A 26,216-nucleotide genomic window follows, 5' to 3' on the forward strand; every position below is an offset into this window, starting at 1 on the left:
GCAGGTTCCCGTGGATCCTCTCGTCGCCCGTAAGGGGGGCTGCCCCGCCTGGCTACTCCCCCACCGGGGTTTCACCGGCGGCTCCCGGAGGGTTTTCGGCCCGCTCCGATGCGGGGGCTCTCAGCCACGACCCCCGTCTCTGAACATCGGTCGACGAGCCTACTCGTTCCGGTCATCGCGCATGCCGAGATGACGCATTCCCTCGGCCCGGACGGCTTCGGGAACGCTTTTGCGGGATTATAGGGTCTGGCCGGACCCAGGTCAAGAGGCCGAAGGTGACGCGCCTTTCCTAGCCACCAGCACCCCGCCCGGCTGGTCGGTCTACCTTCCCTCGGTTCCGGCCGGTTTCTTCAGGGAGACGCCCAGGACGCAAACCGATCGAGGATCACACCCCATCCGCCATCAAAGGCCTGCTGCGTCCCGGTGCCCGCCTCGCCGAGTTGTTCCCAACCCCGGTGCTCCAGCTCGATGCGGGTGCCGGTACCCTCGGGATGGAACCGGACCTCGACCTCGGTGGACCCGGCCCAGTTGGCCTGGTTCCAGGTGAACACCACCCGGTGGGGCGGATCGTAGACCAGGACCCGGCCGATCTCGTGCTCTTCGCCGTCCCGGAACCGCTCGTAGAACCGGCCTCCGGCATGGCCTTCGAGGATCAGGTCGCCGGCGCGGTCGCCGCCGTAGGAGAACTGCTCCAGCGGCCACCAGTGCCCCATGCCGGCCGTGAAGCGGTCAAAGACGTCCTCCACGGGCCTGCGGACGACAACGGTGCGTCGAATCATCCCTCACCGTCCCCCTCGACGTGGCGGCGGAAGCGCTCCAGGGCGACGTCCCAGGTCCTGGCCACCTGGTCCAGCCACCTGCGCACCTCGGCAAACCCTTCCGGATGAAGGCAGTAGAGCCGGCGCCGCCCCGACTTTTCGACCTCGACCAAGCCCGCAGCCACGAGGACGGCCAGGTGCTTCGACACCGCCGGCCGGCTGATGGGGAGCGGTCTTGCCAGGGTGCCCACATCCTGCGGCCCCGACCGGAGCACGGTGACGATGTGGCGCCGCGTCGGGTCCGCCAGGGCCGCGAACGCGCGATCGAGATCCATGGCTCAATGGTAACCGCTTGGTTACCAATTGGTCAAGACCTCTTTATCTCACCCTTCCCCACCGCAACTTCGGAAATGGGCATGTTGTCGACGCTACAATGCGGCCACGCATATGAGCCTGTTGCACCGACCCTGAGAGATCGGGCCTAGTGGGAACGTACCGGGTCGATTCGGCCATGTCCCGTGGGCTGACGGTCAGGACGGGGTAGGCCGGCGGCCCGGTCGTTACCCTTCTACGCCAACGCGGCCGCCATCCAACCAAAGGGTGAGGATGCGGACCCCTTCGTTACCTTCCGCCAGAGCTTCAGCAAGTTATGGGTCAGGCAGAACAGCTTCCACTCGCTGTCACACGCCGCCAGACCCCGACGGAGGAACCGGTCGGCGCCTCGCACGGTCTTGATCTGCCCAAACACCGGCTCCACGGTCTGGCTGCGCTTGGCGTAGATCGCCTGTCCTCGCCGGGTCCGCAGCTTGCGTTCCATCCGCTCCCGCAGGCTCAGCCCCTTGGGGATGCGGCCTCGCGGAGGGGGTGTGTCCTTCCAGGCTTGGCGCTGCTTCCACTCCTTGCTCGTCGCCAGGAAAAGTTCCGGCCCCTCGACCGGCGCCTGCTTCACGTTCGCCTCGCTCCAGTACCCCGCGTCGGCCACCACGGCGCGGATGGGTTTGTCCACACCTGCTGCCTGGAGGTTGGCTTGCGCTTGTTGGAGCATCGGGTGCAGTTGGCCCACGTCGTTGGCGTCCTGCGTCACCGCCGCCGCCACGATGAGCTGGTCTTCGGTCACCACCGCCTGGGCGTTGTACCCTTGCACAAAGCCCTGCCGGGTCTTGAGGATCCGGCTGTCCGGATCCGTCACGTTGGCCTTGGCCGCCGGATCCACCGAGGCATCCGGCGCCTTCGGCTTCCGCCCCCGCCGCTTCTTGCCGGTCGCCTGCTCCTGGGCTTTCCGTTCGTCGATGCGGGCCTGCTGCCGGGCCGCTTCCCGGGCCGCCTCGTCCTCCAGCCGCCGCTTGCATGCCTTCAGCCGCTCCAGCCGGCTCTGGCGGGAGCGCAGTTCCTCCGGCAACTCATCCCCGCGGCGCCCGGGGCCGTACCGCGCATCTTCTTCCCGGTCCGTGGCCTCCGCCTCCCGGAGCATCTTCTCCACTTCCTGGCGAATCACATCATACGTTCGGTTGGCCGCCAGCGAGGCGTTGGCCTTGACTTTCGTCCCGTCCAGTGCCACCACGCCGACCTTCCCCAGCCCCGCTTCGCGGCACAGCCGCAGCACCTGGGTGAACAGCGCGGCCAGCTCCCGTGCATGGCGCTGGCGGAAGCGGGCGATGGTCACGTGATCCGGCTTCTGGTTGGCGGTGATCACCCGGAAGGCCACGTCCTCGAGGCACAGTCGCACGATCCGCCGGCTGGACCGCTCGCCGACGCAGTAGGCGTACAGCAGCAGCGTCACCATCATGGTCGGGTCGTAACTCTCTCCGCCCCAACCGTCGGCGCGGTACTTCTCGTAAAAGGCCCGCAGGTCCATCGGCTCGACGGCGTCGATCAGGAACCAGGCCAGATGGTCCTCGGGCAGCCAGTCGCGAAGGCTCGGTGGGAGCAGGTACAGTTGGTCGCGGTTCACCGGGCGGAAGTTGTAGGCCATAGGAACACCTCAGGCGATGGCGAATTCCAACCGATGCTTTCACTTAACCTCCCGGGGCTGCAGTCCTGCGGAAATACCTGGGTTCGTGAAACAGGCTCCTTGGCGCACGCGAAGTAGGTGACGACGAACTGCCACGTGTTGCGGGACATGATCGCCACCATGTCCTGATGACGAAGCCCCAGCCCGAGCAGCGAGCGGGCGACCCGGTTGGCATGGTGGTTCAGCTCGGCGTAGGTCAGGGACACTCCCCCGTCGAGGTCGGCGATGGCCACCTTGTCCGGGTACCGCTGGGCCGTGCGGGTCAGGATGTCGCCCACACAGACGCGCTGGATCAGGTTGAGGGCCAACCCCTCTCCGGCTCCAGAAGCCGTACGTCCCATGGACGGTACACCCCCAGAATGTGTTGGGTGCAAATATTCGGTGCCGTCGGGAGCATTCCTACCGACCGGTCGGAAGAATTAGTGGCAGGTTTTCGGCCTCGGTTAGCCGAAGTCCGATGACGTCAGCCGACTTGTACCGGGACGCCGGGCAGGCCTACGCGGGTCGCCTGCCCTTCCCGGCATGCGAGGGTGGGTTTGGAGGTCGGAGCCGATCATGGGAGCCTTCCCCCTGAGGAAGTTCACCCGGGAAACCCTGGACGTCATCAATGAGATGCCGTACATCCGGTGGGCCGGCCTGCGGTTTACAGAAGTAGGTTCTGGCTACAGCCGGATGGAGCTCAGCGTGGCGCCCCACCACCGGGGTGGTGGGGGAACCGCGGCCGTCAACGGCGGGATCCTCGCCTACATGGTGGACATCAGCGCCGGGTTGACGCTGATGACGACGTGGACGGAAGCCGACTGGTCCCAGGTCACCATTAATATGCATGTGCAGTACCTGAAACCGGCCTATGGGGACGTCATCGTCGCGGAAAGTCGTGTTCTCGACCGGGGTAGGACCATCGGAACCGTGGAAACCGAGATCCGCGGCCCGGCGGGAGAGGTGTGCACCAAGGCCATCTCGACGTATCGGATCTTCCCCAGACCCGTGGGAACGGCGGACCAGCGGCTCGGGGGCGGCGACACGAGTGCTTCCTAACAATGGGTTTGGATTCGCCCGACTAGTCACAATGAACGAGGCCGGCCCCGTTTCGCAGGTGCGTGGAGGATATCACGAAGTTCGTGGGCCTGGACGTCCGTCAGGACACCATCGCAGTCGGGGTGGCAGATCGCGACGGCGGTCGGGGCCAGTACTGGAACACCATCGCTCAAGGGACTTGGGAGGATGTGATTGCCGCCGTGCTGGCAAAGCGGCAAGATGGAACCCAACCGTCTAGGATCGAAGGGTGCCGAACAAGATGTTCGTATTGACATCAAAGCCAGAGCTCTGGTCAGCCAGCTGTAACTCTGTCCACCGGTTTCACCGGGTACATTAGCCTTTTTTACCGCGCCCCACGCGACGGTGGCACGGCGGGATGCCCAGCTCCGCGCGGTATTTGGCCACAGTGCGGCGCGAAATCCGCACCCCCTCTCGCTCCAAAATCTTTTGGAGGAAAGCGTCGCTGAACGGCCGGGCGGAATCCTCTCCCGCGATGAGGGCACGGATCCGTTCCTTCACCACCCGCGCTGAAATGGCCGATTCCTCCCCGCGAGAGTCCAGCCCGGCACTGAACAGGCTTGCCAGTGGGAACATGCCGTGGGGAGTCTGGATGTACTTGCCCCGGATGGCCCGTGATACCGTCGATTTGTGCAAGTGCAATCGGGCGGCGACGTCATCGAGCCGCATCGGTCGGAGGTACCGGGGGCCCGCCGCGAAGAATTCGGGCTGCAAGACCAGCAGGACCTCGCCCAGTCGCTGGAGTGTCAAGTTTCTTCGGATCAGGCCCTGTTCCACCCAACGGGCCTCTTCCAGCCACTTCCGGACCGCCTCCCGCTCGCGAGGATCAGTTAGCTCCCTCATCACCCTCCGAGCATACTCTCTCCTGAGGTCAAGTCCCGAACTGTCTGTAAAAGCGGTCTGGGTCATGCCACGGTGGCAGCGGGTGAAACCTCTTTCTGCGCCGCTCTTTGCCGTTGCCGCTCCTCGATGTAGCGCTCCAGCTGCTTTCGTTCGTGCTCGCTGAACTGCACCCGCCGCCAGCGCTCACTCGCCCGCCACAGCACGGCGAAGACTAGCTTCAGGCACTCCCGCTCGCTCCGAAACCGCGGGATCACCTTGGCGCGCCGCCGCTCCTCCTCGAAGCTGCGCTCCACCAGGTTGGTGGTCCGGACATGCTTGCGGTGGGCGGCGGGTAGCCGCAGGTGCGCCAGGCTCGCTTCCAGGTCCTCCTGCAGGCTCCGCATGGCCGAGGGATACTCCCGCCCGAACCGCTCCACCACCTCGGCCACCAGCCGCCGGCCCTGCTCGATATCCGGTGCGTCCCGGATCGCCTCCAGGTAGGGCTTGAGCACGGGCCGCGCCTCCTCCGGCACCTTGTCCAGCACGTTCCGCATCTTGTGCACCCAGCAGCGGATGCGCTCCGCCTCCGGCCACATGGCTTCCACCGCCTGGATCAGCCCCGGCGCCCCGTCCGTCGTCACCGTCAGCGGCGTCTTCAGCCCCCGGCGCACCAGATCCCGGAAGTGCTCCAGCCAGTCCTCGTAGCGCTCCTTGTTGCCCAGGCTCAGGTGCACCAGCACCTTGCTGCCGTCGCTCAAGATGGCCCAGGTGACCAGGATGCCCTCACGGCAGCCCGCCTGCCGGCGCAGCGACTCGTAGATGGCGTCGGCGAACAGGTACACCACGTCGAGGCCTGACAGGTCCCGCTGGGCAAAGGCCTCGAACTCCTCGTGGAGCGCCTCGGTGATCCGGCTCACGGTGGACCGGCTCAAAAGCGGCGCTTCGCTGCCCGCCAGCTCCGCCAGCGCATCCTCGATGTCCCGGGTAGAGAGGCCCCGGGCGTACATCTCCACCACCAGGCGCTCCAGCACGTCCGTCCGCCGCTTGAGGGCCCTCCACAGCGTGGGCTGGCACAGTCCCTCCATGCCCCGCACCTGGGGGACGTCGATCTCGAGCCGCCCCTCGGCGCAACGCAGCGTCCGCGGCTTGTAGCCGTTGCGGGCGCCTTCCTGGCCAGGCTCGCGCCGCTCGTAGCGTCCGCGCCCCAAAAGCTCCGTGACCTCTGCCTCCAGCAGCTCCTGGATGAGCTTGCGGGCGCCCAGGCGGACGAGGGCATGGGTCAGGTCCTCGACCTCAGTACCCTCCCGGGCCTGCGCGGCCAGCTGCCGGGCCAGCTCCGCCAACTGCTGGCTGGGTGGTATCCTGGACATAGGTCTGGGTCCTCCTCGGTGTGCCCCAGCTGGGGCGAGTTTTCCGACGCCACCGATGGTAGCCCAGACCGCTTCGCGTTTACAGACAGTTTAGGACGTCACCCTCTCCTGAAGCGAACCTTCGGCAGTGCGTCCCCGTTGACCCACACGTTAAGACTCCCGTCCCCCGCACGCTGGACGGTCAGATCGGGTTGCGCCACCGGGACCGGCTCGCTGACCAGCCCGGCGGCGGGAAAGGGGCGCAGGGTTCGCAACAGATCCAAGGCGGCACCAAGGTCGTGAAGGGATACCTGTAACTCCCGGGCCAGGCGCTGCAAGCTACCCCGGCGTTGCACCAGCAGATCCGCGAATTCGGCCAGTATCCGTTCGGCGATGTCCGCCGCCGACCCCGCACGCCAGGCGCTCCCTCCCGCCTGGGCCTCCTCGCGACGGCGACGCAGTTGCAAGAGCAGGCACTCCCGCGCGTCCCTAGCGCCGACCCCAGGCGGGTCTAGGCGCCGCACTACTTCGAGAGCCTCCGCGAGATGCTTTGGCTCAACCCTGGCCCGTGCAGCGATTTGTTCGATATCTTCCGTGAGAAACCCGCAGGGGTCCAGGGCGTCAATGATGATCCGGGCATGCATCACGACGCTCGCCGGCAACGGCTCAAGGTCTAATTGCCAGTGGAGGTACGCGTAAAGAGAACATGGCCAGGGAGCCGGGATATCTGCCACCGGATCCACCGTATCCGCCCCGGCATCGGGCCAGGTTGCACCCGTTTCGATCTCGTTCAAACTCCGCCTTCGCAACAGCGGACCCCGCTCTTGTTCGTTCTCCTCGCCCTCACCGGCTTCCGACGCTTGGTACGCAGACACCTGCCGGAGATCCTCCCACCCGACCACCGGCCCTTCGGGCCAGCTTTCGAGCTCGAGGAAGGGGTTTTCCGAAGCGATGCGCACCACGATTTGTTCCAGCTCCAACACCGGGAGGGCGAGAATCTCCAGTGCCCCGCGAAGGGCAGGAGTCAACACGAGACGCTGGGAGGCACGCAACTCCTGACGGAGCCCAAAGCCCATGCTCTCCCCCTCGCGACGACCACCCTAGTAGGCGCCCCAGCCGGTATGGGTGGGTATATGGGTAATCGTTTTTTCGTTTCTGTGTATGGACAGCTTTTCCTCCAATCGGGAATCAGCCGCTCGTCCGACGATCCTTTTCAACTTCAACCAGACAACCTGCCTCCGTCACTCGATGCGGCACCCGCTTCCCTCGCCCCAGGGCGTATGCAAGACACGGCTGTTCCATCGTGAACCACGTGGCCGGGGTTGTGTCTCATCTTGAAACATGTCCGGCTAGCTCTGAGGTGAATCCCTCCCCCCTCCGAAGCCGAAAAATGCCGCGACGACAGTATCAGTGGCCCCTTGCTAACGAGCGGGAGCAGCTGGCACGGGTGTTGCTTTGTTAGTGTCCCAGGTGGTGGTGGAAATCGCCGGGCTGTAGGGCCCGAGCCTGGTGGCCCTTGACAAGAAAGGTCACCGGTGGCTCCCCTTCGGGTTGGACAAGAACCGCCATGAAGGGAGGTCCGCTCACCGGTGACCGCTGATTTCAGGATGGCACTTCTCGAGCTTCTACGCAAACACCAGGGGGAGCCGGAAGCCGATGCCCTGCGGGAAGGACTACGCTGGCTGGCCCAACAGCTCATGGAGCTCGAGGTGAGCGAACTCGTTGGCGCTCAGCGGTACGAGCGCACGGAAACGCGCAAGACCTACCGGAACGGCTATCGCTCCCGGCCCTGGGATACCCGCGTGGGCACCATCGAGCTGCGGATCCCAAAGCTCCGCCAGGGCAGCTACTTCCCAAGCCTGCTGGAGCCACGCCGGCGGGCGGAACGGGCCCTGGTCGCCGTGGTGCAGGAGGCTTATGTGCAGGGGGTCAGCACCCGGAAGGTCGACGACCTGGTCCGGGCCTTGGGCCTGGACGGCATCAGCAAGAGCGAGGTGTCGCGACTCTGCGCGGAACTGGACGAGCGGATGGAGCGCTTCCGCAACCGTCCCCTGGAAGGCGAGTACCCCTACGTTTGGCTCGACGCCAAGCCGATCAAGGTGCGGCAGGACCACCGGGTGGTGAACATGGCCGCGGTCATCGCCGTCGGGGTGAAGCGAACCGGGGAGCGCGAGGTGCTGGGCTTTGACGTGGGCGCCGCCGAGACGTACGAGTTCTGGCTCGCGTTTCTCCGCAGCCTGGTGGCCCGCGGGCTCAAGGGTGTTCGCCTCGTCATCTCCGATGCCCATGAGGGGCTCAAGCGCGCCATCAGCGAGGTGCTGGCGGGCGCCAGCTGGCAACGGTGCCGCGTGCACTTCATGCGGAACCTGCTGGCCCGGGTGCCCAAGCACGCCCAGCCGATGGTGGCGGCCCTGGTGCGGACGATCTTCGCCCAGCCCGACCTGGAGTCCGCCCGGGAGCAGCTGGAACACGTGGCAGCCAACCTGGACCGGCGATTCCCCCAGGCCGCCGCTCTGCTTCGGGATGCAATGGAGGACGTGCTGGCGTACATGGCCTTCCCGACCGAGCACTGGCGGCGGATCCACTCGACCAACGTTCTGGAGCGGCTGAATCGGGAACTGGCCCGGCGCTGCGACGTGGTGGGGATCTTCCCGAACATGGCCGCCGCCATCCGCCTGTTGGGAGCTCTTCTCGAGGAGCAACAGGACGAATGGCTGGTGTCCCGGCGGTACTTCAGCCTGGAGTCGATGGCCAAGATTGACGCGTGTACATCACATGAGGCTACGCGGCTCCATGAAACCGAAGCAACCCTGAAGGTGCTGGCCATGTAAGGCGTTCAAACCCGAGGGGAGCGCAAATCACACCACTTGACGGGACGTGACCGTTGCTTTAAAATCTTTATCGAAGACAGCAGACTGGACTGCGGTACTAACACCGCTTCCCGGCGAGGAGGAGGGGGATGCGAAATGTCTGTCGCCACAGGATCGTTGCGGCAGATGCTCGAGGATGTCCGGCGGAAGACCCAGGAGACGGGTTATTATGCCGGCCTGCGGGAACTCCCGCTACGGCAGGAAAACCCGTTTCGCTGGGAAGAGGCACTGGCGAAATTAGTAGCCGCCACCGTGACGGCGCGTGAGGTTGCCGTCCATATCGCCGCCTCACCGATCACGCGCAGCCTCAACGAAACCTGCTTCGCGCTCTTCACCCCCGACGGGGATGCCGTTGCCCTCTCCACGGGGATCATTGTTCATGTCCACACCATGAGTGAAGACATCAAGCAGATGATCGAGGCGGGCTACGAAGAATTCCCCGGGATCCGCGATGGCGACATTTTCTCCAATAATGACCCGGCATTGGGCAATGTGCATACAACCGATATCCATACCCTCATCCCCATCTTCTATGAGCCTGTTTCACGAACCCAGGTATTTCCGCAGGATTGCACCCACGTGGGTTTAAGTGAGGCCATGGATTGGAATTCTCCGTCGCCCGAGGTGTCCCTATGGCCTACAACTTCCGCCCGGTGAACCGTGACCAACTGTACCTGCTTCCACCGAGCCTTCGCGACTGGCTGCCTGAGGACCATCTGGCCTGGTTCCTGATCGATGCGGTGGAGCAGATGGACCTGCGGGCCTTTTACGAGAAGTACCGCGCCGACGGCTGGGGTGGAGAGAGTTACGACCCGACCATGATGGTGACGCTGCTGCTGTACGCCTACTGCGTCGGCGAGCGGTCGAGCCGGCGGATCGAGCGGTTGTGCCTCGAGGACGTGGCCTTCCGGGTGATCACCGCCAACCAGAAGCCGGATCACGTGACCATCGCCCGCTTCCGCCAGCGCCATGCGCGGGAACTGGCCGAGCTGTTCACGCAGGTGCTGCGGCTGTGCCGCGAGGCGGGGCTCGGGAAGGTGGGCGTGGTCGCCCTTGACGGGACGAAGATGAAGGCCAACGCCTCGCTGGCGGCCAACCGAACCTACGATGCGATTCGCCAGGAAGTGGAGAAGATGCTCCGGGAAGCGGAGGCCACGGACCGAGAAGAAGATGAGCGGTACGGCCCCGGGCGTCGTGGGGACGAGTTGCCGGAGGAGCTGCGCCACCGTGCGAGCCGGCTGGAGCGGCTAAAGGCATGCAAGCGGCGGCTGGAGGAAGAGGCGGCCCGGGAAGCCGCCCGGCAGCAGGCCCGCATCGACGAACGGAAGGCCCAGGAGCAGGCGACCGGCAAGAAGCGGCGGGGGCGGAAGCCGAAGGCGCCGGATCCCTCGGTGGATCCGGCAGCCAAGGCCAACATCACGGATCCGGACAGCCGGATCCTGAAGACCCGGCAGGGCTTTGTGCAAGGGTACAACGCCCAGGCGGTGGTGAGCGAAGACCAACTCATCGTGGCCGCGGCGGTGACGCAGGACGCCAACGACGTGGGCCAACTGCACCCGATGCTCCAGCAGGCGCAAGCCAACCTCCGGGCCGCGGGCGTGGACGAGCCCATCCGGGCCGTGGTGGCCGATGCGGGGTACTGGAGCGAGGCGAACGTGAAGCAGGCGCCGGCCGAAGGGCCGGAGCTGTTCCTGGCGACGAGCAAGGAGTGGAAGCATCGTCAGGCGGTGAAGGATGCACCCCCTCCGCGGGGCCGGATCCCCAAGGGGCTGAGCCTGCGGGAGCGGATGGAACGCAAGCTGCGGACCCGGCGAGGGCAGGCGATCTACGCCAAGCGCAGCCAGACCGTGGAGCCGGTGTTTGGGCAGATCAAGGCCGTGCGAGGCGCCGACCGGTTCCTGCGTCGCGGTCTGGCGGCGTGTGACAGCGAGTGGAAGCTGCTCTGCTTGACCCACAACTTGCTGAAGCTCTGGCGAAGGGTGACGGAGAGATCCGCGTCCTTACCCTTTCGTTGCACTGCTGCGGCGCCGGCGTAGAAGGGCAGCGACCGGGGCCCCCTCACCGACGCGATGCTGACCGCCAACCCATGCGATGTTGCTGTATAGGCTCAGTACCTTCCAGCCCGTCCCGATCAAGTCAGTGTCCGTGAAACAGGCTCCTATAAAGGGCAGCTAGTGGGATGGGCGGGTGGCGTAACCCACCAGGTTGACATTGGCGGTGTCACCCCGGGCCATGACATCGTGGCCGCAACATCGCGATACGAAGACGGCCTATACATGACCAATGAAAAGATCGGCGAGCGGGGCGAGCTCCTGCCCCACTATCGCCTCCGTTCCCGGCAGGGCGTCCGCACGCCGCTCTACTACGACCTGGACGAGAAGGCCCGGATTGCCGGCGCCGACATGATCCGGCGGGCGGTGATCTCGTTCATCGACGAATATGGCCTCGATTTCTATCAGCAAATATCCCGCGAGGTGATCGAATTCTCCCGTCGGAACTTCATCGCCAGGGTCAAAGAGCGCTTGGTGCCCGGTCGCTTCCGGGCGGTGGCCTTCGCCGACACCCCCTTCTCCAAGGAGGCCTGGCAACCCCAGGCACGTCGCGATACGCTGCACCATCTTCCCCTTGAAGTCGTCGTCCGCCCGAACGGAACCCTCCATCTAGATTATGAGGGCAACAGCGGCTATGGACCATGGGCATGGAACACCGCTCTGGCCTCAGTCCTAGGTGCTCTGTGGGTTGTGCTGACGCAAATGCTGGGTTACAGCGAAGTGGTTAACGAAGGCTTCAATCTAGCCTTGGCGACCGAACGGCCTCCACGTACGTGGCTTAACAACAACGAGATATACGACCTTTCCCGGCAAACGCCCTGGTATCTGACCATTCCGATCTACACCGGTCTCTATCGCAACCTGCAACGCAGCTTTTTCAGCCGCGGATACATCGAGGAAGGTGCCTCCGGTTACGGCATGACGGCGGATCCCACCCAGGGTGGAATGACCTTGAGCGGTAAGGCTGGAGAACCCAGAGGCCTGTATGCCCCCATCACGACGTTCGAGATCTCCAGCGTTGGACTTGGTGCCAACCCCGCCCGCGATGGGATCGATCATGGGTACGCCATGTGGAACCCCGAAGCGGACATGGGCGATGTGGAGGACTGGGAACGAATCCAGATGGGCCTCCGCTACCTGTCCCGCCGCATCAAGCCCGACAGCGCCGGATACGGGCGTCGGCGTGGTGGAACCGGTTACGAAACGATGGGTGTTTTCTACGGCACGGAAGGAGCGCTGGCCTTCAGCATCAATCAGGGATACGTCTTCACCAACGCCGGTAACGCCGGCGGTTATCCTGCATTTGCTGCCTACACTCTGCACGTCCACAACTCGGGAATTGAACAACGGTGGCAACGGCACCAACCGTATCCGCAGGGTGACCACCCTGACCAGCCCGAAGTCGCTTTGTTGGAGGGTGCCCAGGTCACCCGCCTCAACTACGGCACCTATTACCCGCGGCCCTTCGGCGAAGGCGACCTGATCTACATGAAGTACAACGGTGGGCCCGGCTACGGGGATCCGCTGGAGAGACCGCTGGATCTGTGTGAGAAGGATCTAAACGACGGCATCTACACCGAGCGGATCATGTCTAACGTCTACGGGGTCATCGCTCATCGTGACGAAAGGGGCCGTTTCACCGTCGATCGAGAAGCGTCCGAACGACGCCGGGAGGAACTGCGCCAACAGCGCCGTGCCCGTGGGGTAGACTTCGCCGAGTTCTACCGCCGGGAACGCCAGCGGCTGCTGAACGGTGACCTGGCGGAAGTCGTCCGCCGAATGTACGCCGAGCTGGCCGAGGTCGGGCCGCGGTGGTGGCAGGAGTTCAAGGCCATCTGGCAGCTTCCCGAGGATTTCGCCGTGATGAGCGGGGAGGGGACGGACCGATGAGCGGGCACACGGCCCGAATCCTGGCCATCGATACGGGTGGCACCATGACTGACACGATTTTAATTGACACGAGCGGTGACTTCGTTGTCGGCAAGGCACAGACCACCCCCGACCATCTGGCGCGGGGGATCATGGACTCCTTGCGGGACGCCGCCCGCCAGTGGGGGATGACGTTAGAAGAAGCCGCTGCGGGATTGGAACTGGTGGTCTACACGGGAACCGTGATGTTGAACCGCATCGTTAGCCGGACGGGTGAGCAGGCCATCGGTGTGATCACCAGCGCGGGCTTCGAAGACACCTTGCGCTTTGGCCGGGCAAGGCAGTCGTGGCAGCACCTCTCGCTCCCCGAGAGATTGCACGCCGTCTCCCACTTCCATCCCGAACCGCTGGTCCCGCGGGAGAACGTCCTCGGCGTGCGCGAGCGAGTCTTGTCCACGGGTCACGTGATGATCCCGCTGTACGAGGCGGATGCCCGACAGGCGGCGGAAACCCTCATCGACCGGGGGATGCGGACGATTATCATCGCCTACCTCAACGCCTTCGTGAACCCCGAGCATGAGCTGCGCACCGCCGAGATCGTCTGCCAGGTCGCCCGGGAACGTGGCGTGGAGGTCAACGTGCTGCTCTCCCACCAGGTCCACCCCATCGTCGGCGAGGCCGGGCGGTTGAATGCCGTGGTCATCCAGGCCTATGCGGCCGAACCCTCTCGGTCCCAGCTGAAGGAACTGCAGCAGGAGTTCCGTGCCGCGGGCAGCCGGGCCAGCGTCCGGCTCCTGACCAATTACGGCACCACCGTTTCGACGGACTACGAGCGGCTGATCCACACGGTCAATTCCGGCCCGACCGGCGGGGTGATCGGGACCCGCTTCCTCGGACAACACTACGACCTGCGCTACCTCATCGCCACGGATGTGGGTGGCACCAGTTTCGACGTGGGAACCGTGATCAACGGTGATGTCGTGCTGCGCGACCAGGGCTTGATCGACCGCTTCTTCGTGAACATCCCCATGGTTGCGGTGGACTCCATCGGAGCGGGCACCGGGTCCTATGTCCGTGTCGACCCCGTCACCGAACGGGTCCGCATCGGACCTGACAGCGCGGGCTACCGAGTAGGGGTCTGCTGGCCCGAGGGCGGTGTCGACACGGTAACCGTCAACGATGCCAACCTGATCCTCGGTTACCTGAACCCCGACTATTTCCTCGGCGGCCAGGTCCGCCTTGACCGTGAGCGGGCACTGCGCCTGTTCGAAGAGCAGGTGGCCCGCAAACTGGGCGTTGATGTGTACGAGGCCGCGTGGGGCGTTCACAACCTTACGAACCTCACTCTCAAACTTCACCTGCAGCAGGTTATGCTCGGCATGGGCTTCGGCCCTGAGGTATTCCACGTGGCCTGTTTCGGTGGCGGCGGGCCGGTGCACGCCATCGGTTATACCGACGGCCTGCCACTGGCCGGGGTGATGATCCCGGCCTGGGCCCCGGGCTTTTCGGCCTTCGGTGCGGCATGCGGTGATTACGGCGTCCGCCAGGAAATGTCGGTCGACATTTACGTGCCACCACCGCCTGGGGTCACACCCACCGGCATCGCGCTGGACATCCTGCGGGGCGTGTATGACAACCTGCCGCCGGAGACCCGGCGCCAGGTGGACGAGGCGGTGGAGACGCACCGCATCACCCGGGAGCAGGCCATGGCGAATGTGCTGGCCGGCGTGGCCGTCCAGCAATTGCAGGCGGCGTGGCAGACTCTACGAGGCCAGATCGAGGCCGAAGCCCGCCGGGAAGGCCTTGAGATCTCCCGCCTCCGCTTCGTACCCTCCGTACGTGTGCGGTACGCCGGCATGCTGGACGACCTTGAGGTCCAGGGTGATACCACCGCGGTGACGGGCGAAAGCCTCCGCCAGCTCATGGAGCGTTTCGAGGAGAATTTCGACAAGGTCTACGCCCGCGGTGCGCGCAGCACGGAGTTTGGTTATCAGATCACGCGGGTCGTGCTGACCGGCTACTACGACAGTATCAAGCCCCACATGGCCGAAGCGCAGACGCTGGAGGAACTGCCCAGCGAAGCGGCCATCAAAGGTCGGCGGCGAATCTACTGGCAAGGCGAATGGCATGAAGCGACCGTCTACGAGATGGACGCCCTACGTCCTGGGAACCTGCTGGCGGGACCGTGCCTGGTGGAATCGCCGGCGACGACGGTCCTCGTGCCTCCGGCATATCAACTCTATCTCGACCGGCGCCGCGTCTTCTGGGCCATCCGTCCCTGGGAAGACGCCCGTGTCTATGTGGGAAGGTGAGAACCATGGCCGTTTCCCCGGAAAAGATCCGGCGCATCGCCGATCTGCTGGAAGGCCGGATGCCCGTTGAGGAAGTCTTCGGCATCGTGGTCCGGGAGAAGGACCCGGAGGCCTTCGACGCCCTGGTCGCCTACTTTCAGCAAAAGGTGGCCTGGAGCGAACCCATTTTGCTTCCGCTAAGCGACCACCTTATGATCGTGGCCAAGGAACGGAATGGGCGCACCGAGGCCATCGTCAAGTGTACCTGCGGGCACGAATTCCCGGATTACCGGGTCAACTGGAAGGTCGCTGCCAGGGTGTACGTTCGGGAAACGGAGGAACAGTTCCGGGAGATCTACCCGGCCTACATGCACCCAGAGCCCGGCTGGCAGCAGTTGCGTGAGTATTACTGCCCGGGGTGCCATGCCCTCCTCGAGGTAGAGGCCGTGCCAGCCGGCTACCCGCCGGTCTTCGACGCGCTCCCGGATATCCAGACCTTCTACCGGGAGTGGCTGGGACGGGACCTCCCTGTCGATCCCCACCCCTTCGAGGACCTGACGGCGCGGTATCTGGCGGAACATCTACCAGCTTGAGGAGGGAGCGCCATGGCGCGTCGCCGGTCGGTCGTGTGGCAACCGACGCCGGAGTACGTGGAGGGCAGCAACCTCTGGCGGTTCATGCAGGCGCACGGCATCCGCGATTATAGCGAGTTGCTGCGCCGCTCGGAGGAAGACATTCGCTGGTTCTGGGACGCGTTCATCCGTTTCGCCGGTTTTGAATTCTACGAGCCCTACCGCGAGGTCCTCGACCTCTCGGGCGGCCTACCCTGGCCCAAGTGGTTCGTCGGCGGGAAAATCAACATCGCCCATAATTTCGTGGACAAGTGGGCGGCGCACCCGGAAACGGCTGCACGCCCGGCGCTGATCTGGGAGGGAGAAGACGGCGAAACACGGACTTACACCTTTGCCGAACTTAACCGCGAGGCCAACCGTTTTGCCAACACGCTGCAGGCCCTTGGCGTGCAAAAAGGGGATCGAGTGGCTCTCTACATGCCGATGATCCCCGAGACCGTGATCGCCCTCTACGGGATCTACAAGTCGGGCGCCATCGCGGTACCCCTTTTCTCCGGCTTCGGCCCCGACGCCATCGCCATCCGCCTCAACGACGTCGAGGCCAAGGCCGTGGTCACCGCCGACGGCTTCTGGCGGGGCGGCCAGCAAGTGCCGCTCAAGGCCACGCTGGACCGGGCCCTGGAGCGGGTCCGCAGCGTCCGGGCGGTGATCGTAGCGGAACGCCTCAAGAGCGCTGTGGACATGAAGGCCGGGCGCGACACGCCGTGGCGGGAATCGGTAGCCACAGCTGCGGATCAATTCCGAACCCTACCGATGGATTCAGAAGACCTCTGCATGGTCAGCTACTCGTCGGGAACATCGGGTAAGCCCAAAGGCATCGTGCACGTCCACGGTGGCCTGGCCGTCAAGACTGCCGAAGCCGGGATGTTCATCTTTGACGTGCAGCCCGACGATGTCTGTTTCATGATCACCGACTTTGGATGGATGATGGGCCAGCTGCCGATGTTTGGCGCCCATGCCGTGGCGGCCCCCCTCCTCATCTACGAAGGAAGCCCCATGTACCCGAACCCGGGCCGGATCTTCAACCTGATCGAGAAATACCGCATCACCTTCTTCGGGGCACCGGCCACGGCCCTGCGCCTATTGAAGACCTATGGCGAGCCGTTCCGGAAGGAGGCCGACCTGAGTTCCCTGCGGATCCTTGGGCACACAGGAGAACCCATCGATGAGGATACGTGGAACTGGTACTTCTCCTGGTGCGATGGACGGGTTCCCATCATCAACGGTTCCGGCGGAACCGAAATCTTCGCCGAGATCATCGCCTCCACAGTCTTGCAACCGTTGAAGCCGACCTGCCTCGGCGTGACACCGGCGGTGGGCGCCCGAGTTGTGGACGAACAGGGGAAACCGGTCCCTCCCGGGACACCGGGCTACTTGGTCTTCACTCTTCCGCAGCCGGCCCAGACCCGGGGATTCTGGAAAGACCCCAAGAGGTATCTGGACACTTACTTCCCGTTGGGGTCGGAACTGTGGTGGCACGGAGACATGGTGATGGTGGATGAGGACGCTTTCTGGTTCCACCTGGGCCGGGCCGACGACGTCCTTAAAGTGGCCGGGCGGCGGACGGGGCCCGGTGAAATCGAGGACGTGGTCAACCGGCACCCGGCGGTGCTGGAGTCGGCGGTGATCGGCGTGCCCGATCCGGTCAAGGGCGAGGCGATCGTGCTCTTCGTGGTGCCGAGACCGGGCAAGCGTCCTTCCCCGGAGGAAATCAGTCGCTTTGTGGCGGACGAACTGGGCAAACCCTACCAGCCCGGTGTAGTGCACGTGGTCGAGGACCTGCCGAAGACGCGCTCGCAGAAGATTCTGCGCCGGCTCATCAAGGAGAAATACCTGGGTCTCCCCTTGGGGGACACGTCCAGCCTCATGAACCCGGAGGCGCTGGATGCACTGCCGGTCGCGGAAGGTTCGGCTCAGTCAACGGCTTGAGGCGGCGGCCGCGGGCCGGCCACCTCAAAACAAGCATGCCGGTTGCATGCGACCTGCTCCAGGTCGGCCGGCGCTGTCGGGCCGGCCCGGTCGGGGCGTGAAAGGTTCCCCGCCCGCAGGCGGGGAATTTTTTATCTTCACACTTACCGTAGCCCCATTTCTTTCAGTTTCCGATACAGCGTGCCCCGCGCGATGCCCAGCCTTCGTGCCGCTTTCGCCACGGAACCTCCATGTTCTTCCAGAGCCGTCAGGATGGCCTGCCGTTCCATCTCTCTGAGAGTCCCTTGCTCGCCGGGGGCACCCGTGGCTGCCCGATCGTTGACGTTAGCGACCCGGATGTGGGCCGGAAGGTCTGCGACCGTGACCGTCTCCTCATCGATCTGTACGGCCAGGGCGTAGCACAAATTCTTCAGCTCTCGCACGTTGCCCGGCCACGAATACCGCCGGAACAGCTCCGCTACTTCGGGGCTGACGTCCAGAGGTCCCCGTCCCAACTCGGCACGGATCCGGCGGAGAAACTCCCGCGCCAGGAGAACGATGTCTTCCGAACGCTCCCGCAGGGGCGGGAGATGGATGTGAACGACCTGGAGGCGATGGTAGAGGTCCTCGCGGAAGCGCCCCGCTTGGACTTCCTGTTGCAGATCCCGGTTGGTGGCACAGATCACACGGACATCTACCCGCACGGCCTGCCGCGCACCCAGCGGCGTGATCTCGCCCTGGTCGAGGGCTCGCAAGAGAGCCGCCTGCCCCTCAGGCGACATGTCACCGATTTCGTCCAGGAACAGAGTGCCTCCATGGGCCAACCGAAATCGTCCCGGAAAGCCCTCGCGGGCAGCACCCGTGAAGGCACCTTTCTCGTAGCCAAAGAGCTCGCTCACCAGCAGTTCCCGGGGAACGGCGGCACAGTTGACCGCAACAAACGGACCGCGCCCGCTCCAAGCGTGGATGGCCCGGGCCAGGACTTCCTTGCCTGTACCCGTCTCCCCCGTCAACAGCACGGGCAAGGGTGTCTCCGCGACCCGGGTCGCTACGGCAAGCACGCGTTGCATCACGGCGGAACGTCCCAGGATGAACGTGAAATCGCCAGAGATCGGGGGGCTGGTACCGATGTTGCTGCTCATGCTACCGCGGTCTCTTCCAAGGCAATTCTCCGTCAATCCGCCGCCCTGCCCACTCTTTACTGCACGGACCGGTACCTTCCAGACACCGTTATTCTTCTCTTCCAACGTGGCGATGTAGCCAATGCGCCGTCCCTCATGCGACACAGGTTGAAGCCGGATCGTTAGACCGTCGCCTCCGCGGTCTGGAATCCTTAGTTCCGTTTCGTCCCGGATCGCGGTCAACCACGAATGCGTCACGCCCTTGAGCCGGCCCCCGGCATCAAGAACACGGGTTGCGTAAAAGGTCGGCGACGCCATGATAGCCCGTCCTGAGCGTGTCAAAACGGCTACCGCCTTGCTCCCAGGCCGATTCGTAACCTCGTCAAACAAGTTACGTAGCACCGCCTCGTGCAATTGGTGTTCCGTCCGCAGTTGCTGCTCTACCATCTTGCTCAAAGTAACGACCGTGGTCAGGGCATGTGGATGGATGGTGTCAAAAGGGCCGGTTAAATCAATAATCCCCACCACCTCGCCCGTTTCCGGGTCGCGGACAGGACTGCTGGAACAAACCCAATCATGAATCTTCTGGGAGAAGTGTTCCGGCCCGAAGACCTGAATGGGATGCTTGTGGGTGACGGCGACGCCGATCGCGTTGGTGCCCGCGGCTTCATCAAGCCAGCAGGTGCCTTCGTGGAAGTGCAGGCTGGATGCCTGCAGCCGGACACGTGGATGTCCTTCGATCCGAAGCAAGACACCGTCCGGGTTAGCGACCACCAATAATTGACGAGAGTCGTTGAGGAGATTCTTCACATGGTTGTCATTGAATATGGGTTCCGCCACGTGGTACAGAGAATGGTTTTTCCATATTTCACTAACCTCATCTTCTTCGACCGCGACGGGTGCCAGGGTTCTGTGCGCATCGAGGCCGTGCTCCTTGCAACGCTTCCAGGAATCGACAATTGGACGCCGGACGTGAGGAGGCGAGGCGAAGTCCCTCATGTAGCGTTCCCACTCTACAAACAACTTGCTGCGAGCCTGAATGGGATCGGAAGGCACGTCAAGACCAAGACCAGGACTTAGAGTGTACATAGTCTTCCGCCCTCCCGATCGAATCACCGTGTCGCAGACTAACCAATGGGACGGGATTGTGGTGCATAAGTAGCGATGTTGGGTATGGTAGAGATTTTGGGTAGGGTTGGAATGACACCGAATCGTTTTCTTAAGCAGCGTGCGGTTAAGAACCGTAGCTGCAGACTAGATGACCCTAGAGGCTCTGGTTTGACGTACCCACCCATGTATATTATATAAAGACTCTGTCGGTGGGGGGCGGGCTAGACGCACACCGCCGCCGAAGCAAACACCCGTTGCAAGTCATCCACGTCCATGAGCATGAGGTTCATCACGACCACGTCGAACGGTCCCTTGGGCCGTGACAATCGCTCCACGCTGAGCCATTCTCCGTGCCAGCTCACCCTGGCCACACCCTAAATCGCACACTTGCCTTCCACGCCACTCACCCACGACTTCGAGTACCCAATCGTACGACAATTCCACAACAGGGTTTCTGTTCCTGATCAAATCGTCATAGGCCCATGCCCATCGGTCATAGGCACCCATGATGGTCATCACGTCCCGCGACCAATGAGACGATACTGAAACCGCCCCAGAATGATTCCCCATCCGCCACCGAAGGCCTGCTGCGTCCCCGGGCCCGCCTCGCCGAGTCGCTCCCAACCCCGGTGTTCCAGTTCGACGCGGGTGAAAGCACCCTCGGGATAGAACCGAACCTCGACCTCAGTAGGCTCCGGCCAGTTCGCCTAGTTCCACGTGAACACCACCCGGTGGGGCGGCTCGTAGACCAGGACCCGGCCGATCTCGTGCTCTTCGCCATCCCGGAACCGCTCGTAGAAGCGGCCGCCGGCATGGTCCTCCAGGATCAAATCGGCTCTGCGGTCGCCGCCGTAGGAGAACTGGTCCAGCGGCCACCACTGGCCGATGCCGGCCGTAAACCGGGCAAAGATTGCCTCCACGGGCCCGCGGACGACAACGCTGCGTCGAATCATCCCAGACCGTCCCCCTCGACGTGGCGGCGGAAGCGCTCCAGGGCGACGTCCCAGGTCCTGGCGACCTGGTCCAACCACTCCCGTACTTCGTCGAACCCTTCCCGGCGCAGCCGGTAGAGCCGCCGCCGCCCGGACTTTTCGACCTCGACCAGACCCGCAGCCACGAGGACGGCCAGGTGCTTGGACACCGCCGGCCGGCTGATGGGCAGCGGTCGGGCCAGGGTGCCCACGTCCTTGGGGCCCGAACGAAGCACCGTGACGATGTGGCGCCGCGTCGGATCCGCCAGGGCCGCGAACTTGCGATCGAGATCCATGCGGCAAAGGTAACTTATGAGTTACCAGTCAGTCAAGACCTGCCACCGCGGCCCACGGCAACGCGGGCCCTGTGGCCTCCGGCCTGCCATGCTGCGTATTGCTTCGGCAGAGGCCTTTTGTTTGGACACTCAATGCCTTGGATGGTTGTTATTGTTGGGTTAGTATGGTTATACCAAACCATTTCTGTGAGGGAGATCAAGGGTTGGAAGGCCCAGCGCAACGGCACCGGTGGACGTCTCTGGGCGTTCTTTTTGCCATTCTTCTGCTTGCCCTAGTGGTGCGCTACGCCACAGCATGGTACCTGCGCCCCGTACCCACCTCCGATTTCAAGATCTACTGGGACATCGCCATGGGCCTGGCCGAAGGGCGGGGATACGTCATGGGCGGCGTTCCCAGCGCCTTTCGTCCCATTGGATACCCCCTTCTCCTCAGCCTGGTGATCCGGCTGTTTGGCCCCCGCTGGTGGTACGCGGTACTGGCCCAGGTTCTTATGAGCACCGCCATCGTGGCTGCAACCTACTGGTTCACCCGGCGCCTTTTTGGTACGAGTGCCGGGCTGGCCGCGGCAGCCCTCACCGCCCTGATGCCCGACCATGTGCTCTGGAGCACCGTGCTGAACTCCGAAATTCCGGCCATGCTGTGCACTTTGCTCGCGGTGACGTTGTGGATTCCAGCCCGCCCGGCGTCAGCCTGTCCATTTCCTCCCCTCTGGGTCCTTCTGGCCAGCGGTGTTCTCCTGGGACTGGCTTCTTTGACCCGGCCCGTCATGCTGCCCGTACCGACCCTCTATTTCGTCTATGCATGGCTGACCACCCGGACCCGGGAGGGCGGGCAGCCCGGTCGTCCCTTCTGGCGGCGGGTGGCCTGGCGGCCGGTGGTGGCAGGAACCTTCGTTCTGACGCTGGGCATGGTCCTGGTCGTCGGCCCGTGGACGGTGCGCAACTATGTGACCCTGGGGGCCCTGGTTCCGGTGTCGACCAATGGTGGCGTCAATCTCTGGCAGGGCAACAACCCCAACGCCACCGGTGGCTTTTACTGGAGCGATGACCCGGCCGTCAATCCCATACTTCGGTTAAGCGATGAGGTCGAACAGGACCGCCTCGGTCGCCGCCTGGCCCTGCAGTGGATCCGGGAGCATCCGTGGGATTTCCTTAAGCTGGGTTTCATCAAGTGGGGCTGGCTGCTGACGGACGTTCGCACCGCGGTCTTTTTTACCCTTCAGCAACCTTCCCGACCCCTTCCAACCCTGCTCGTGCCCCTCAGCATCCTGATTCTGAAGGCGGGCCTCTACTCGTTACTGGCGCTCACCCTTGCGGGGATCCGAATGTGGTGGCTGGCAGGCCGCCCGGGATCCTCGGGCCGGTACCTGAAGAGGGCTCGCACGTCCGTGCCGGTGCTGTTTCTGGCCTTCATGCTGGCTCTGCATTTCGTGTTCCCGGGATGGGACCGGTTCCGGTTCCCCTTCACCCCTTTTATGCTGGCCCTGGCCGGGCTGGCGGTCACAACCTGGGGCCGGCGGAGGGCGGCGATAGGCCGGGTTCTTCCGGATGGTCCGGGCGACGCGGCGCCCAGGTCCAGCGCTCGTTCATGGTGAAGTTCCAGGCCACGGCCGTCCCAGTGGCAATCCCATTGGCCAATAGATAGTGGACGTATGGGTGGATCACCGCTAGCACCGTGGTGCTGATCAGCGCACCTGCGAGCGAAACCAGGAGGAACCGCGCCGCTCAAGCACCAAGCCACCCGCCCTTCCGCTCTCGCCAGGTGAGGCGATCATTGAGAAGGAAGTTCGAGATCATGGCACAAAGGGCCGCCGCGGCGCCCGCCGTGGGAACCGGCCAGTGGGCAAGCCGGACCAGGAACCAGTAGACGGTGAAGTTCACCACGACGCCGGATGCTCCCACCAAACAGTAGAGCCAGAAGCGGCGGTCCTCCGGGGACGCGGCGACGAGACGGCCCAGGTGGATCAAATATTCCCATGGTTCCCTCAGGCCCATCTTGGACTCGCCGGCTGCACGGGCTGCAAAGGTGTACGGAATCTCCACCACTCGGCGGTACCGGCCCTTAACCAGGATCTCGATCAGGATCTTCCAGCCGATCGGCTGCATGTCGATCCCTTCGACGACCGAACGCCGGATCAAAAAGAAGCCGCTGGTTGGGTCCCTCACCGGCCGGACGCGGTGGAGTAGGAGGCGCGCCAGCATGCGGGCTGTCCACGACACCAGCTTGCGAAAACCGTTCAGACCTCCATCGGACCCACCCGGGACGAACCGGCTAGGGATCACCACGTCGGCGCCGGCCTCCGCAGCCCGGACCATGTCCATCAGGAGTTGAGGCGGGTGCTGCAGGTCTGCGTCCATGACGGCCAGGAGGTGGCCCTGGGCCAGGTGAAAGCCCTCGACCACGGCCGAACCAAGGCCGCGCTGGCTGGTGCGGTGAACAAAGCGCACCTGGGGCCGTTGCCGGGCGAGAGCCGCCAGAATGGCGGGGGTATCGTCGTCGCTATCGTCCACAAACACGATCTCGTAGGGGATGGACACCGCCTCGGCGATGCGGTCGGTTAGCTGCACCACGTTCTCTCGCTCGTTGTAGGTCGGAACGATGATGCTTAACAAGCCCGCCCCTCCATGCCGGGTCAACCGGATCGAAGCTAGCCCCGTTACCTGGGACGCACCCAGGGCGCACCCTGCCGAGCCTGGCAACCCCCCGCAGTGCCCGGAGCTACCCTGATCGTGGACAGTACGGCAGACTATACGGCCTCCAACAATACGACGGCGTTCCCAGCGTACAGTTCCCGTAAGTCCCAGGAAGGACCTCCCGGTGTGCACCCCGTATCCGTTTGGGAAACGGGCTGCGGACCGGTGGACCGGGCTTGCCGCGTCACGTGAACGCCCGGGCAGGCGCCCGCCGCGCCCCACCGGCCGGCCGGATCGCCATCACGGGGGGATGCGCGATGGGGTACACCGAGGTCGAGGTGGCGGGGCCCGCGCCCGCCGCCGGGGCGCTGCTGGCGGAGCGGCCGGTTCCTCCGCGGAAGCTGTCGGGACGGCCCCTGTTCGAAGGGCCGAACCCGGCAGCAGCCTATGCCGCCTACCGCGCCTGGGCGGAGGCCGATCCCGACGCCTACTGGTCGGAGATCGCCGGGGAGCTGGAGTGGCTGGCGCCCTGGACCCGGGTCCGCACGGGCGACCTGCCCGACTTCAAGTACTTCGTCGGTGGGCTGACCAACGTCAGCCTCAACTGCATCGACCGCCATCTGTCCGAGCGGCGGAACCAGGCGGCCATCATCTGGGAGGGGGAGCCGGGCGACCGGCGGGTCTGGACCTTCCAGATGCTGCACGACGAGACCTGCCGGCTGGCCCACGCCCTGCGACAGGCGGGCATCGGCAAGGGCGACGTGGTGGCGATCTACCTCCCGAACCTGCCGGAGACCTTCGCCGCCATCCACGCCTGCTACCGGATCGGTGCCCTGTACAACGTGATCTTCTCCGGGTTCTCGCCCGACGCCATCCGCTCCCGCCTGGAAGACTCCCGGGCCCGCCTGGTGATCACCGCCGACGGCAGCTACCGGCGGGGCCGGCTGCTCCCGCTCAAGGCGACCCTGGACCGGGCCCTGGAAGGGCTCGACTTCGTCGAGCGGGTGACGTCCTAAACTGTCTGTAAACGCGAAGCGGTCTGGGCTACCATCGGTGGCGTCGGAAAACTCGCCCCAGCTGGGGCACACCGAGGAGGACCCAGACCTATGTCCAGGATACCACCCAGCCAGCAGTTGGCGGAGCTGGCCCGGCAGCTGGCCGCGCAGGCCCGGGAGGGTACGGAGGTCGAGGACCTGACCCATGCCCTCGTCCGCCTGGGCGCCCGCAAGCTCATCCAGGAGCTGCTGGAGGCAGAGGTCACGGAGCTTTTGGGGCGCGGACGCTACGAGCGGCGCGAGCCTGGCCAGGAAGGCGCCCGCAACGGCTACAAGCCGCGGACGCTGCGTTGCGCCGAGGGGCGGCTCGAGATCGACGTCCCCCAGGTGCGGGGCATGGAGGGACTGTGCCAGCCCACGCTGTGGAGGGCCCTCAAGCGGCGGACGGACGTGCTGGAGCGCCTGGTGGTGGAGATGTACGCCCGGGGCCTCTCTAGCCGGGACATCGAGGATGCGCTGGCGGAGCTGGCGGGCAGCGAAGCGCCGCTTTTGAGCCGGTCCACCGTGAGCCGGATCACCGAGGCGCTCCACGAGGAGTTCGAGGCCTTTGCCCAGCGGGACCTGTCAGGCCTCGACGTGGTGTACCTGTTCGCCGACGCCATCTACGAGTCGCTGCGCCGGCAGGCGGGCTGCCGTGAGGGCATCCTGGTCACCTGGGCCATCTTGAGCGACGGCAGCAAGGTGCTGGTGCACCTGAGCCTGGGCAACAAGGAGCGCTACGAGGACTGGCTGGAGCACTTCCGGGATCTGGTGCGCCGGGGGCTGAAGACGCCGCTGACGGTGACGACGGACGGGGCGCCGGGGCTGATCCAGGCGGTGGAAGCCATGTGGCCGGAGGCGGAGCGCATCCGCTGCTGGGTGCACAAGATGCGGAACGTGCTGGACAAGGTGCCGGAGGAGGCGCGGCCCGTGCTCAAGCCCTACCTGGAGGCGATCCGGGACGCACCGGATATCGAGCAGGGCCGGCGGCTGGTGGCCGAGGTGGTGGAGCGGTTCGGGCGGGAGTATCCCTCGGCCATGCGGAGCCTGCAGGAGGACCTGGAAGCGAGCCTGGCGCACCTGCGGCTACCCGCCGCCCACCGCAAGCATGTCCGGACCACCAACCTGGTGGAGCGCAGCTTCGAGGAGGAGCGGCGGCGCGCCAAGGTGATCCCGCGGTTTCGGAGCGAGCGGGAGTGCCTGAAGCTAGTCTTCGCCGTGCTGTGGCGGGCGAGTGAGCGCTGGCGGCGGGTGCAGTTCAGCGAGCACGAACGAAAGCAGCTGGAGCGCTACATCGAGGAGCGGCAACGGCAAAGAGCGGCGCAGAAAGAGGTTTCACCCGCTGCCACCGTGGCATGACCCAGACCGCTTTTACAGACAGTTCGGGACTTGACCCGTCGAGCGGGTGGTCGTCGTGCGGCGGGCGGGGGCCG

The 26,216-nt window shown here is 64.7% G+C and carries 22 protein-coding genes and 2 pseudogenes; 11 read left to right on the top strand and 13 right to left on the bottom strand.

Annotated elements, in window-relative coordinates; all coding sequences use genetic code 11:
• Window positions 1-350: 350 nt before the first annotated feature.
• The 4 genes from E1B22_RS00195 to E1B22_RS00210 form a co-directional block, all read right to left on the bottom strand.
• Window positions 351-779 (bottom strand): SRPBCC domain-containing protein, encoded by a 429-nt coding sequence (locus E1B22_RS00195; protein ID WP_135224098.1) that lies wholly within the window; start codon window positions 777-779, stop codon window positions 351-353.
• Window positions 776-1,093 carry a helix-turn-helix transcriptional regulator gene (locus tag E1B22_RS00200; protein WP_135224099.1) on the bottom strand — a complete coding sequence of 106 codons (318 nt, stop codon included), beginning with the start codon at window positions 1,091-1,093 and terminating at the stop codon, window positions 776-778. Before E1B22_RS00200 ends, E1B22_RS00195 begins: the two co-directional genes overlap by 4 nt.
• A gap of 233 nt (window positions 1,094-1,326) precedes the next feature.
• Window positions 1,327-2,730 carry a transposase gene (locus E1B22_RS00205; protein ID WP_135224100.1) on the bottom strand — a complete coding sequence of 468 codons (1,404 nt, stop codon included), beginning with the start codon at window positions 2,728-2,730 and terminating at the stop codon, window positions 1,327-1,329.
• On the bottom strand, window positions 2,706-3,110 hold the full coding sequence (locus tag E1B22_RS00210; protein ID WP_135224101.1) for an AMP-binding protein: 405 nt from the start codon (window positions 3,108-3,110) through the stop codon (window positions 2,706-2,708). Before E1B22_RS00210 ends, E1B22_RS00205 begins: the two co-directional genes overlap by 25 nt.
• 214 nt (window positions 3,111-3,324) lie before the next feature.
• Here E1B22_RS00210 and E1B22_RS00215 point away from each other — a divergent pair, with 214 nt between their 5' ends.
• The gene (locus E1B22_RS00215; RefSeq protein WP_167758798.1) at window positions 3,325-3,807 is read left to right on the top strand and encodes a PaaI family thioesterase; all 483 of its coding nucleotides are present in this window, start codon (window positions 3,325-3,327) and stop codon (window positions 3,805-3,807) included.
• A 333-nt stretch (window positions 3,808-4,140) separates the two neighbouring features.
• Here E1B22_RS00215 and E1B22_RS00220 read toward each other — a convergent pair whose 3' ends face one another.
• The 3 genes from E1B22_RS00220 to E1B22_RS00230 all read right to left on the bottom strand — a co-directional run bounded on the left by E1B22_RS00220 (window position 4,141) and on the right by E1B22_RS00230 (window position 7,072).
• Entirely contained in the window at window positions 4,141-4,734 is a 594-nt protein-coding gene (locus tag E1B22_RS00220) for a hypothetical protein (protein WP_135224103.1), read from the bottom strand.
• Window positions 4,731-6,017, bottom strand: a complete 1,287-nt coding sequence (locus E1B22_RS00225) for an IS256 family transposase (RefSeq protein ID WP_135224104.1) — start codon at window positions 6,015-6,017, stop codon at window positions 4,731-4,733. The genes E1B22_RS00220 and E1B22_RS00225 overlap by 4 nt, the downstream gene beginning before the upstream one ends.
• Before the next feature lie 98 nt (window positions 6,018-6,115).
• On the bottom strand, window positions 6,116-7,072 hold the full coding sequence (locus E1B22_RS00230) for a hypothetical protein (protein ID WP_135224105.1): 957 nt from the start codon (window positions 7,070-7,072) through the stop codon (window positions 6,116-6,118).
• Between the two features lie 531 nt (window positions 7,073-7,603).
• Between E1B22_RS00230 and E1B22_RS00235 the strand changes: the two genes are divergently transcribed.
• The 7 genes and pseudogenes from E1B22_RS00235 to E1B22_RS00265 all read left to right on the top strand — a co-directional run bounded on the left by E1B22_RS00235 (window position 7,604) and on the right by E1B22_RS00265 (window position 17,638).
• Window positions 7,604-8,827, top strand: a complete 1,224-nt coding sequence (locus E1B22_RS00235) for an IS256 family transposase (protein WP_135225854.1) — start codon at window positions 7,604-7,606, stop codon at window positions 8,825-8,827.
• 135 nt (window positions 8,828-8,962) lie between these two features.
• Window positions 8,963-9,523 (top strand): hydantoinase B/oxoprolinase family protein, encoded by a 561-nt coding sequence (locus tag E1B22_RS00240; RefSeq protein WP_135224106.1) that lies wholly within the window; start codon window positions 8,963-8,965, stop codon window positions 9,521-9,523.
• Window positions 9,499-10,902: an IS1182 family transposase gene (locus tag E1B22_RS00245; RefSeq protein ID WP_135224107.1), complete on the top strand. Its 1,404-nt coding sequence runs from the start codon at window positions 9,499-9,501 to the stop codon at window positions 10,900-10,902. The genes E1B22_RS00240 and E1B22_RS00245 overlap by 25 nt, the downstream gene beginning before the upstream one ends.
• Window positions 10,903-11,037: 135 nt before the next feature.
• Window positions 11,038-12,807: pseudogene (locus tag E1B22_RS00250) on the top strand (hydantoinase B/oxoprolinase family protein); the annotation flags it as partial.
• Entirely contained in the window at window positions 12,804-15,098 is a 2,295-nt protein-coding gene (locus tag E1B22_RS00255; RefSeq protein ID WP_135224109.1) for a hydantoinase/oxoprolinase family protein, read from the top strand. The pseudogene E1B22_RS00250 and the gene E1B22_RS00255, both read left to right, overlap by 4 nt.
• 5 nt (window positions 15,099-15,103) lie before the next feature.
• Window positions 15,104-15,670, top strand: coding sequence for an acetone carboxylase subunit gamma (locus E1B22_RS00260; RefSeq protein WP_135224110.1), 567 nt, complete (start codon window positions 15,104-15,106; stop codon window positions 15,668-15,670).
• A 12-nt stretch (window positions 15,671-15,682) separates the two neighbouring features.
• Window positions 15,683-17,638: an AMP-binding protein gene (locus E1B22_RS00265; protein WP_135224111.1), complete on the top strand. Its 1,956-nt coding sequence runs from the start codon at window positions 15,683-15,685 to the stop codon at window positions 17,636-17,638.
• Window positions 17,639-17,781: 143 nt separating this feature from the next.
• Here E1B22_RS00265 and E1B22_RS00270 read toward each other — a convergent pair whose 3' ends face one another.
• From E1B22_RS00270 to E1B22_RS00280, 4 genes are all read right to left on the bottom strand, one after another.
• Window positions 17,782-19,737, bottom strand: a complete 1,956-nt coding sequence (locus E1B22_RS00270; protein WP_167758800.1) for a sigma-54-dependent Fis family transcriptional regulator — start codon at window positions 19,735-19,737, stop codon at window positions 17,782-17,784.
• A gap of 332 nt (window positions 19,738-20,069) precedes the next feature.
• Window positions 20,070-20,210: a class I SAM-dependent methyltransferase gene (locus E1B22_RS12615; protein WP_167758801.1), complete on the bottom strand. Its 141-nt coding sequence runs from the start codon at window positions 20,208-20,210 to the stop codon at window positions 20,070-20,072.
• A gap of 345 nt (window positions 20,211-20,555) precedes the next feature.
• Entirely contained in the window at window positions 20,556-20,801 is a 246-nt protein-coding gene (locus E1B22_RS12995) for an SRPBCC domain-containing protein (RefSeq protein ID WP_243123490.1), read from the bottom strand.
• Window positions 20,798-21,115, bottom strand: a complete 318-nt coding sequence (locus E1B22_RS00280; protein ID WP_135224113.1) for a helix-turn-helix transcriptional regulator — start codon at window positions 21,113-21,115, stop codon at window positions 20,798-20,800. The genes E1B22_RS12995 and E1B22_RS00280 overlap by 4 nt, the downstream gene beginning before the upstream one ends.
• A 203-nt stretch (window positions 21,116-21,318) precedes the next feature.
• Here E1B22_RS00280 and E1B22_RS00285 point away from each other — a divergent pair, with 203 nt between their 5' ends.
• Window positions 21,319-22,710, top strand: coding sequence for a glycosyltransferase family 39 protein (locus E1B22_RS00285; RefSeq protein WP_167758802.1), 1,392 nt, complete (start codon window positions 21,319-21,321; stop codon window positions 22,708-22,710).
• Window positions 22,711-22,726: 16 nt separating this feature from the next.
• Here E1B22_RS00285 and E1B22_RS14005 read toward each other — a convergent pair.
• Together E1B22_RS14005 and E1B22_RS00295 are read right to left on the bottom strand one after the other, a co-directional pair.
• Window positions 22,727-22,789 (bottom strand): annotated as a pseudogene (locus E1B22_RS14005) (hypothetical protein); the annotation flags it as partial.
• A 51-nt stretch (window positions 22,790-22,840) separates the two neighbouring features.
• The gene (locus E1B22_RS00295; protein WP_167758803.1) at window positions 22,841-23,728 is read right to left on the bottom strand and encodes a glycosyltransferase family 2 protein; all 888 of its coding nucleotides are present in this window, start codon (window positions 23,726-23,728) and stop codon (window positions 22,841-22,843) included.
• 338 nt (window positions 23,729-24,066) lie between these two features.
• On the opposite strand from E1B22_RS00295, the gene E1B22_RS00300 reads away from it, so the two are divergent.
• Together E1B22_RS00300 and E1B22_RS00305 are read left to right on the top strand one after the other, a co-directional pair.
• On the top strand, window positions 24,067-24,765 hold the full coding sequence (locus E1B22_RS00300; protein ID WP_243123491.1) for an AMP-binding protein: 699 nt from the start codon (window positions 24,067-24,069) through the stop codon (window positions 24,763-24,765).
• Window positions 24,766-24,855: 90 nt separating this feature from the next.
• Window positions 24,856-26,142: an IS256 family transposase gene (locus tag E1B22_RS00305; protein ID WP_135224086.1), complete on the top strand. Its 1,287-nt coding sequence runs from the start codon at window positions 24,856-24,858 to the stop codon at window positions 26,140-26,142.
• The last annotated feature ends 74 nt before the right edge of the window (window positions 26,143-26,216 follow it).

It is taken from the genome of Thermaerobacter sp. FW80, from assembly GCF_004634385.1.
Lineage (GTDB): Bacteria > Bacillota > Sulfobacillia > Thermaerobacterales > Thermaerobacteraceae > Thermaerobacter > Thermaerobacter composti.